The organism is Pseudolysinimonas sp., assembly GCF_057350545.1.
On sequence record NZ_JBMRCP010000089.1, the window covers coordinates 17,853 to 27,274 of the forward strand.

8 protein-coding genes are annotated in these 9,422 nt (G+C 71.1%); 1 reads left to right on the plus strand and 7 read right to left on the minus strand.

Translation table 11 applies throughout. From position 1 onward, the window contains the following. Positions 1-15: 15 nt before the first annotated feature. The 7 genes from ACO1X9_RS12635 to ACO1X9_RS12665 form a co-directional block, all read right to left on the minus strand. Positions 16-1,311 (minus strand): hypothetical protein, encoded by a 1,296-nt coding sequence (locus tag ACO1X9_RS12635; RefSeq protein ID WP_486351195.1) that lies wholly within the window; start codon positions 1,309-1,311, stop codon positions 16-18. Then, the gene (locus tag ACO1X9_RS12640) at positions 1,308-2,495 is read right to left on the minus strand and encodes a sensor histidine kinase (protein WP_486351196.1); all 1,188 of its coding nucleotides are present in this window, start codon (positions 2,493-2,495) and stop codon (positions 1,308-1,310) included. The genes ACO1X9_RS12635 and ACO1X9_RS12640 overlap by 4 nt, the downstream gene beginning before the upstream one ends. Positions 2,496-2,698: 203 nt before the next feature. Further along, positions 2,699-3,553: a hypothetical protein gene (locus tag ACO1X9_RS12645; protein ID WP_486351197.1), complete on the minus strand. Its 855-nt coding sequence runs from the start codon at positions 3,551-3,553 to the stop codon at positions 2,699-2,701. Next, positions 3,550-4,755 carry a homoserine O-acetyltransferase MetX gene (metX, locus tag ACO1X9_RS12650; RefSeq protein ID WP_486351198.1) on the minus strand — a complete coding sequence of 402 codons (1,206 nt, stop codon included), beginning with the start codon at positions 4,753-4,755 and terminating at the stop codon, positions 3,550-3,552. Before metX ends, ACO1X9_RS12645 begins: the two co-directional genes overlap by 4 nt. A gap of 159 nt (positions 4,756-4,914) precedes the next feature. Next, positions 4,915-6,231 (minus strand): bifunctional o-acetylhomoserine/o-acetylserine sulfhydrylase, encoded by a 1,317-nt coding sequence (locus ACO1X9_RS12655; RefSeq protein WP_486351199.1) that lies wholly within the window; start codon positions 6,229-6,231, stop codon positions 4,915-4,917. A gap of 104 nt (positions 6,232-6,335) precedes the next feature. Then, positions 6,336-7,535 carry an L-2-hydroxyglutarate oxidase gene (gene lhgO, locus ACO1X9_RS12660; protein WP_486351200.1) on the minus strand — a complete coding sequence of 400 codons (1,200 nt, stop codon included), beginning with the start codon at positions 7,533-7,535 and terminating at the stop codon, positions 6,336-6,338. Further along, positions 7,532-8,632: an acyltransferase family protein gene (locus tag ACO1X9_RS12665; protein ID WP_486351201.1), complete on the minus strand. Its 1,101-nt coding sequence runs from the start codon at positions 8,630-8,632 to the stop codon at positions 7,532-7,534. Before ACO1X9_RS12665 ends, lhgO begins: the two co-directional genes overlap by 4 nt. Before the next feature lie 74 nt (positions 8,633-8,706). On the opposite strand from ACO1X9_RS12665, the gene ACO1X9_RS12670 reads away from it, so the two are divergent. Further along, on the plus strand, positions 8,707-9,422 hold a 716-nt coding region (locus ACO1X9_RS12670; protein WP_486351202.1), incomplete at its 3' end, for an SDR family oxidoreductase.

Genomic DNA, 9,422 nt, shown 5'->3' on the forward strand with positions numbered 1-9,422 from the left:
CCTTCCGTCAGGTGGTTACTGGTCAGCGGGGTTGTCGACGATGCACTCGATGTCCACGCGCAGGCTGCCGTCCTGAGTGGAGTCAGAGTATCGCCCGATGCGACCGATGGCGTCCCAGACACCCGAGTCGACGCGGTTTCGGGGGATGCCGGTCGATGTGATCGTGATCGGCACGGCGATCTTGTGATCGGGCACCCCGGCGCCGCCGGGGACGACCGGCCCGATCTGCAGTTCGAGCGAGCGGGCCGTGCCGCGCCGTCGCGCGGCCGCGCCCGGGGCATCGGCGACGAGCAGCCAGGCGGCGGAGAGCAGACCGTCGCGCTGAACGGGGTCGAGGAGGCCGGCGAGGCTCGACTTGTCGGACAGTGTCACCGACTTGCCCAGCTGCTCCGACTCGCTCACCGCGTGGTACAGCCAGGTCTCGCGGCGTCCCTCGATGAGGTGCAGACGCAGTTCGGTCGCGAGCTGGGCCGCGACCGAGGCGTTCTTCGGCGTGAGTGGCAGCTTCGTCTTCTCGTTCGCCACGGCATCCAGCAGTTCCTCGGCGGCGAGGTCGAGGCGCGCGAGCTCCTCCGAGGCGAGCATCCCGACCGCGAATCGCGGAGCCGACACGGTGCTCTGCACGAGCACGCGGTCGAGTTCGACCTGCACCATGCGCCGGAAGCTCTCGACGACGACGACACCGATGACGGGCGGCAGCACGGTCCCGGCGATCGCGGTCACCTGCGTCGCCACCCAGGTGGGGTCGCCGAAGGCGCCGACCGGCGCGTCGAGGAAGCACACGGCGGCGAGCGCGACGGCCACGACGCCGGCCGCGGCGAGGATCTCGACCGACCCCCGGAGCGCGACGAGCCCGAGCAGCGCCATCCCCGCGGCGAGGGCTGCGGTCGCGTGGCCACCGACGTCGCGGAGTTCCCAGACGGCGATCACGTCGAGGGCGAAGGCGATCGCGAGGCCCGCGAGGAAGAGGCCGAACATCCAGTCGGGGAGCCTGTCGCCCGAGACGCGCGACATCACGATCGCGCCGATGAGCACGGCGGCGAGCACGATCCAGGCGGCGAGGGCAGCGAACGGCTCGGGGTAGACCTCCCACTGGCCGACGAACCAGACGAGGCCGTAGACGGAGCGCAGCCCCACGACGATCGCCGCACCGAGTCCGAGGAAGGCCGTCCCGAGACTCGCCCGGTGGGCGCTTGCGGCGCGGCCGAGGCGGCGCGCGGTCGACTGCACGGCGCGCCGGGCGTTGCCGACGACCACGCCGAGGGTGTTCTCCTCGGGCTGGGAGAACTGGATGGTGTCGCTCTTGCTCATTCTCGCGGCACCTCCAGCGCCACCGTCGTGCCGGAACCGGGTGCCGAGAACAGGCGAGCGTTGCCGCCCACCTCACGCAGGCGGCCGACGACCGATTCCGCGAAGCCGAGCTTCGCCTCGTCGATGTCGGCGATGTCGAAGCCGACTCCGGCGTCCGTCACGAGGGCGCGGACCATCTTGGCGTCGTCGGTGATCGTCACGTGCGCCTCGGTGACGCCGGAGTGCCGGCGTACGTTCTCGAGGCACTCGGCGAGAGCGAGCAGGAAGGCGTCGAGGGCGTGGCTCGGCAGGAGCACCTGCCCGGTGCCGTGCCAGCTCACGGTGAGCCCCATGCGGCCGAAACGCTGCTTGACCGACTCGAGAGTCGTGCCGAGCACCGTGTCGTCGGGGTTGACGAGCGGGATGGTGCCGGTCTCGGTCGCCTCCGCGAGCTGCGGGGCGGTGCCGAGCCGCAGTTGTCGCAGCAGCCGCGCGTCGTCGGCGGCCTGATCGCGCAGCGCCTGCGGCTTCACCCCCACACCCGAGTGGGCGAGGAGGGTGAGCGTCGCGAGCACCGTGTCGTGCAGCAGTCGCGCCGACTGGCGTCGCTGGGCTTCGAGCTCGCTCGCCTGGCGCTCGGCACGGTGGGCCCGTCCGATGCTCGCGATGCGTTTCGCCACCTGCGGCACACCCGCGTTGATCCACACGGTGATGAGCGCCGCGAGTCCCCAGCCGACGAGCACCGTGCCTCCGTTGCGGAGCGCCGTGGCGGGATCGCCGAGCTCGGCGAACACGACGGCGCCGACGCCGGCGACGGCGCCGACGGCGAGGATCGCGATGCGGGGCGCCGTCGTCGCGAGCACGAGAGGGGTGGAGGGCAGGGACGCGGCGCCGAGATGGAGCAGCCCGAGCGACGCCGCGGCACTCGGCGGCGCCGCGAGGAGCGCGATCGCGAGGACGGCGCCGTTCCCGGCGACGAGCGCGAGGAGCGGCCACCAGAGCGCGCGGGCGAGGCCGAGCGCGACCTGGGCGGCGGCGAGGACGACGAGGAGCGACAGCACGATCAGCAGCACCGGGAAGGGCAGCGCTCCGGGAAGTACGAAGCAGACGGCGGCGACAGCGGTGAAGCTCAACCCGTAGACGCGGGCGCTGCGCTGGAGCAGCCGATCGCGCTCCTTGCTGATGAGGTCCATTTCGAAGCTCATCGTGACACACGGTGCCACGCGAAAGGGGGGTGCCACGCCCGAGGGAGGGTTACGATCACGGGGTACAGTTCCATCCGCTTCGCTGGGGAGCACCGCGTCGAGAGGCGCGAGAGGGGCGCGAGTTCGCCACAGATCACCAGGGGGTGAACGGAGGCCGCGAGAGATCGCGGCCTCCGCTGTGTTCGAGTCGCCCGCGCCAGAACTCAGCCGGCGTCGAGCCCGCAGTACGCCGCGAAGTACCCGTAGAGCGCGCCCTTGAGCTCGTCGGGCAGGATCACCATCCACCGCACCGGCTCGGGCGTGCCCGCGTCGACGAGGAACGGGATGATCGTGCCCACCTTGTCCTCGGCGAGGGCGTGCGCGTCGCAGCGGTTCGGCAGCAACGGCACGCGCACCTCGGTCGGGCCGTCGGCGTTGACCTCGATGCCGAGAGCGAGCTCGGGTGTCGAGACGCCCCCGTCGGCCGGCTGCAGGAGCGTCGTACCGCGTACGCCGACGAGTTCGACGGAGCCGGCGGCACCGGTCGGAGCGACGTCGAGCACGAGGATGGCGGGCTCCCGCCCGTCGGGCACGATCACCTCGCGCGGGGTGACCACGGCGATCTCGGCGATCGCCTGCCCGACGCACTGCTCGGCATGCAGACGCGGGAGCAGCCCGTAGGGATCGCTGACCGCCACGTCGGCCGACTCCGTCACGCTGTGCCCGGCGTCGGCCTGCAGTCGCACGTGCGGATCGGTCTCGGCCGTGCAGTCGATCTCGGGCACGGGGACGCGCAGGTCGAGCTTGCGGCCCGCGAGCACGGTCGAGCCCTCGCCGCTCCATTCCACGTCCTCGACGAAATCGGGGGAGGTCAGCGACGCCGCGATGATGTCGACGTCGGCATCGCCGGCGTTGACGACCTGGATCGCGAACCGCCCTGCGGCGACGTCGGGGCGGGGTTGATAGACGACGACCGAGAGACCCTCGGGGAGGTCGGGCGACACCCCGCCGCACCCCGTCAGCCCGGCGAGCGCTGCGGCGACGATCGCCGTCGCCCCCGCGCGCCGCATCCCGATCATGTCGAGAGGATACGACGCAGCTGCGTCGCGACGAGAGCGTCCTCGATGAGGAACGCGTCGTGTCCGAACGGCGACGAGATGACGTGCGGCGCATCGCCGTCGATGTTGCCCGGGAGGTGACGGGCGATCACCTCCTGTCCGTCGACGGGGAACAGTCGATCGGAGTCGATGCCGAGCACGAGGGTGCGCGCCGTCACGGTCGCGAGAGCCGCCGCGACCCCGCCTCGATCGCGTCCGACGTCGTGCGAATCCATCGCGTCGGTCAGCACGAGGTAGCTGTTGGCGTCGAACCGGCGGGTGAACTTGTTGCCGTGGAAGTCGAGATAGCTCTCGACCGCGAATCGGCCGCCGCCGCCGAGCGGCGAGATGCCCGACTGCCACGACCGCTCGAACCTGTCGTTGAGCTCCGTCGGCGAGCGGTAGTTGAGCAACGCCATCCGACGGGCCAGCGCGAGCCCACGGTGCGGCCCCTCGCCCTCGGGCGCGTCGTAGTACTCGCCGCCGCGGAACGCCGGGTCCATGCGGATCGCCTCCGCCTGCACCGAGTTGAGGGCGATCTCGTCGGCGCTCGACAGCGGGGGAGCCGCCAGCACGGCGAGCCGTTCGACCCGCTCGGGGTGCGAGACGCCCCACTCGAGGGCCTGCATCCCACCCATCGAGCCGCCGACGACGAGCGCCCACCTGTCGATGCCGAGGAGATCGGCGAGCACCGCCTGCGCCGCCACCTGGTCGCGGATCGTCAGGTAGGGGAAGCGCGGCCCCCACTCGGCGCCGTCGGGGGCGAGCGACGCCGGACCGGTGGAGCCCTGGCAGCCGCCCAGCATGTTGGGGGCGACGACGAAGTACCTGTCGGTGTCGAGGGCCATTCCGGGTCCGACCATGCCCGACCACCAACCACCCGTCGGATGACCGGGGCCGGCGTGGCCGACCACGTGCGAGTCTCCCGTGAGCGCGTGCAGCACGAGGATCGCGTTCGATCCGTCCGCCGCGAGCTCGCCCCAGGTCTCGTAGGCGATCGTGACGCTCGGGATGCCGCCTCCGCGCTCGAGCGCGAGGTCGCCGATCACGGCGAAACGGCGGTCGCCGGGGTCATCGCCCTCGCGCCATGCGCCCGTCACCGGCGGCTTGCCCGCGACGCGGCGTCGCTGGGACTCCGTCACGAATGCCGACGGCGCGGCGTCCTCGGGAGTCTGCCAGTCCATCCTCCCGATTCTGCTGGATGCGGACCGCGTGTTACGCCAGCTCCGCCGCGGGTTGAGTGCCCGCCGCCGGCGGGTGTATCGAAACCCACCCCGAGTGACTCGAAGGTGGGTTTCGATACACCGCGCTACGCGCGGCACTCAACCCGCGAGGTGCGGAGGTCAGCCGCGGGCGTTGGCCGCCGAGACCTTCCGCGCGGCGGCGAAGCCCGCCTCGAGGTCGGCCTTCAGATCGTCGACGTTCTCGAGCCCGATCGAGAGGCGAACGAGGCCGGGCGTGACGCCCGTCGTCAGCTGCTGCTCCGGGGTGAGCTGCGAGTGCGTCGTCGACGCCGGGTGGATGATGAGCGAGCGCACGTCGCCGATGTTGGCGAGGTGGCTGAACAGCGTGACGCTCTCGACGAGGGCGCGTCCGGCATCCACCCCACCCTTGAGCTCGAACGACAGCACCGCGCCGACGCCGAGCGGCGCGTACTTCTGCGCCGCGGCGTGCCAGGGGCTCGACTCGAGTCCGGAGTAGTTCACCGAGGCGACGTCCGGGTGCGCCTCGAGCCACTCGGCGATCGCCTGGGCGTTCTGCACGTGACGCTCGATGCGCAGCGAGAGCGTCTCGACGCCCTGGATGAGCGAGAAGGCGCTGTCGGGGGAGAGCGCGGCACCCGTGTCGCGCAGCAGCTGCACGCGGGCCTTGATGATGTAGGCGATCGCGTCGCCGAGCACCGTCGTGTACGAGGCGCCGTGGTACGACGGGTCGGGCTCGGTCAGGCCGGGGAACTTGTCGACGTGCTGGCTCCACGGGAACTTGCCGCCATCGACGATGATGCCCGCGATGACGGTGCCGTGTCCGCCGAGGAACTTCGTGGCCGAGTGCACGACGATGTCGGCTCCGTGCTCGAACGGACGGATGAGGTAGGGCGTCGCGATCGTGTTGTCGACGATGAGCGGCAGGTCGTGGCCGTGGGCGACCTCGGCGACGAGCTCGATGTCGAGGACGTTGATGCGCGGGTTGCCGATCGTCTCGGCGAACAGGAGCTTCGTGTTGGGGCGGATCGCGGCGCGCCACTCCTCGGCGTCGTCCTGGTTCTCGACGAACGTGACCTCGATGCCGAGCTTCGCGAGCGTGTACTTGAAGAGGTTGTAGGTGCCGCCGTAGATCGACGACGACGACACGATGTGGTCGCCGGAGCCCGCGATGTTGAGCACGGAGTAGGTGATCGCGCTCGAGCCCGAGGCGGTGGCGAGGGCGGCTGTGCCACCCTCGAGCGCGGCGAGGCGCTCTTCGATGACTGCCTGGGTCGGATTCATGATGCGCGTGTAGATGTTGCCGAACTCGGCGAGCGCGAAGAGGTTCTTCGCGTGGTCGGCGGAGTTGAAGACGTACGACGTCGTCTTGTAGATCGGCGTCGCGCGGGCGTTGGTGACGGGGTCGGGTGCCGCGCCGGCGTGGATCTGCTGGGTCTCGAACTTCCAGTCCGACATGGGTGCTCCTCGTGGTTCGTGGGCCGGACCGCGGTGACGGTCGACCGGATGCGAGCCTAGGTCGCCACCCCGCAGCGGGCCAGTGGCGCCGCAACGCGGCGTAATCAGGCGAGGCGCAGGTGGTGGTCGAGCACGTGCTCGGCGATCGCGAGTGACGAGGTCGCCGCGGGCGATGGTGCGTTGCGCAGCAGCGTCACCAGGCCGACCTGGTCGACGGCGAAGTCGTCGAGGAGTGCGCCGTCAGCGCCCCACGCCTGCGCTCGCACGCCTGCCGCGGACTTCGCGACGAGGTCGCGCATCCCGAGCTCGGGCACGAACCGTCGGGCGCGCGCGACGTAGACCCGCTTGAGCAGCGACCCCGAGATCTCGTACAGCCCCGTGCGCCAGTGCCGGCGCGCGAGTTCGGGCGTGCCCGGCCAGGTGAGAGCTCCCCAGACGTCGCCGAGCGACACGTCGCGCCAGCGGTAGCCCTCGCGGGCCAGGGCCGGCACCGCGTTCGGCCCGATGTGGACGTCGTCGTGCACACCCCGCGTGAGGTGCACGCCGAGGAACGGGAAGCGCGGGTCGGGGACGGGGTAGATCATCCCGCGCACGAGGTCGTCGCGGGCGGGATCGAGCGACCAGTACTCGCCGCGGAACGGGAGGATCCGCGGCGACGGATCGGCGCCGACCATCCGTGCGACGAGGTCGGACTGGAGCCCCGCGCACACGACGACCCGATCGACGGCGTGCTCGCCACCCGGCGTCTCGATCCTGACGCCGCCCGCGTCGCGGCGCATCGCGGTGACCTCGTGTCCGAGCAGCACCCGACCGCCTCCCTCGCGCACGTCGCGCGCGAGTTCCTCGGTGATCGCCGCGTAGTCGACGACGGCGGTGCGCGGTGAGTGCACGGCGGCGACGCCCGCGACGTGCGGCTCGATCCGCCGCAGCGCAGGGAGGCCGTCCAGCCGTGCGACCTCGGGCACACGGTTGATCCTCGACCGGCGCTCGATCTCGGCGAGCGCGGGCAGTTCGCTCGCGTCGACCGCGACGACGAGCTTTCCGGCCTCCCGGTACGGCAGCCCGCGTTCGAGGCAGTAGTCGTGCAGCAGCACGCGACCCGTCTGACACAGCTGCGCCTTGAGCGACCCTGGCGCGTAGTACAGACCCGCATGTACGACGCCCGAGTTGCGCCCGGTCTGGTGGCGCGCGAGCCCGTCCTCCTTCTCGAAGACGGTGACGTCGCCCGCCCCGCGGCGGACGAGCGCCCGGGCGATCGCGACGCCCAGGATGCCCCCGCCGACGACCCCGATGCGCGTCGTCATCTCACGAGGTCGTCCCGCGACGTCGGCCGCCGGGCGCCGACGGCATCCGTGCGCGACTCGCCGCGCAGATCGTCGACCTCGCGGAACAACCAGCGAGGCTTCGGCTCGACGAGAGGGCGGAACAGCCGCCGCACGACCGGGCTCGACAGCACGATCGCGATCGCCGTCGAGGCGAACACCATCGTGAGCAGCCACGTCGCCGACGCGTGGTCGGCGCGCAGCACGCCGGACTCCCGCAGGGGGTAGAGCACGAACGAGTGCAGCAGGTAGACGTACATCGTCGCCTGGCCGAAGGCGCTGAAGAACGTCTCACGACGCGGGATGAGCATGAAGAAAGCCGCGCTGAGCACCGTCGCGACGACGATGAAGGCGAGCCGGAGCAGTCCCGCCCACCACGTGCCCTCGCCGAGGTCGCGGTACGAGTCGTCGTAGAAGAACCAGTACTGCAGGTCGAACGCGCGGAAGGCCTGCACGTTGACCGCGACGACGGCGAGCCAGGTCGCGAAGACCCCCGCGGCGAGCGCGCGCCACGCCCAGACGGACGTGCCGAGGCGACGCCACCACTCGACGACATCCCACTGGCGCAGCAGCCAGCCGAGCACGAAGAACGGCAGGATGCCGATCGCACGGGAGAGGGAGAACGTCGAGTCGACGTTGGTGAGGTACCCGACTCCGACGCTCGCCAGCACGGCCCAGAGCAGCGGCCAGCGCAGCAGCACGAGGTAGGGCAGAACGAGCCGGAAGATCGCGAGCGCGAGCAGGAACCACAGCGTCCACGACGGCTCGGTGGGATTGAACGCGGGACGCCCCTCGACGAGCCACTTCACGAGGCTCCAGATCGTCTCGAAGATGACGTAGGGGATGACGAAGTCGGTGATGACCCGGCGCATCCCCCGCGTCGAGGGCGGCGAGGCTTTCGAGAAATAGCCGCTGATGATCGCGAACGCCGGCATGTGGAAGGCGTAGACGAACAGGTAGAGGGTGAGCGCGTTGTCGGAGTCGAGCGTCTGCCGCTGGATCGCGTGCCCCATGACCACGAGCACGACGCAGCCGAATCGGGCGTTGTCCCACAACGGGATGCGGCGGTTCCCCCTCACCTTGACCACCCTACGTATTCCGGCGGACGATCAGCCGCGAAGCGCCGTGTCGAGACCCGGCTAGCGTGGAGGGCATGACGGGACGCGTGGTCGTGACGGGAGCCAGCTCGGGGATCGGGGAGGCGACGGCGCGACTGTTCGCGGCGCACGGCTGGCACGTCGTCGGCGTCGCCCGCCGGGCCGACCGGCTCGAGGCGCTCGCCGCCGACCTGGGTGACGCGTTCCAGCCCGTCGTGGCCGACCTCACGGACGCGGCCGACGTGGCCCGGGCGACCGCCGAGATCGCGGCACTCGGCCCGCTCCACGCCCTCGTCAACAACGCCGGCGGAGCGTTCGGGATGTCGAGCGTCGAGGACTCCGACCCCGCCGACTGGCGGGCGATGTTCGAGATCAACGTCGTGGCCGTCAAGAACGTGATCGCGGCGCTGCTACCGGCTCTCCGCGACGGAGCCCGGGATGCCGGCCACGCCGACATCCTCACCGTCACCTCGATCGCGGCGCACGTCGCGTACGAGGGTGGCTCCGGGTACAACGCGGCGAAAGCCGGTGCCCACATGCTCATGGCCGTGCTGCGGCTCGAGCTCGCGGGGGAGCCGATCCGCGTGATCGAGATCGCGCCCGGCATGGTCAAGACCGACGAGTTCTCGCTCGTACGGATCGCCGACTCCCGCGTAGACGGCATCCGCCTTCTCCCGGTCGCCGCCGAACCGTACGAGCGAGAGCTCGTCGGTCTTGACCATGCCGGGCGCGATCTCGATCACGCGGATCGGCTCCCCCGCGAGCTCGGGCC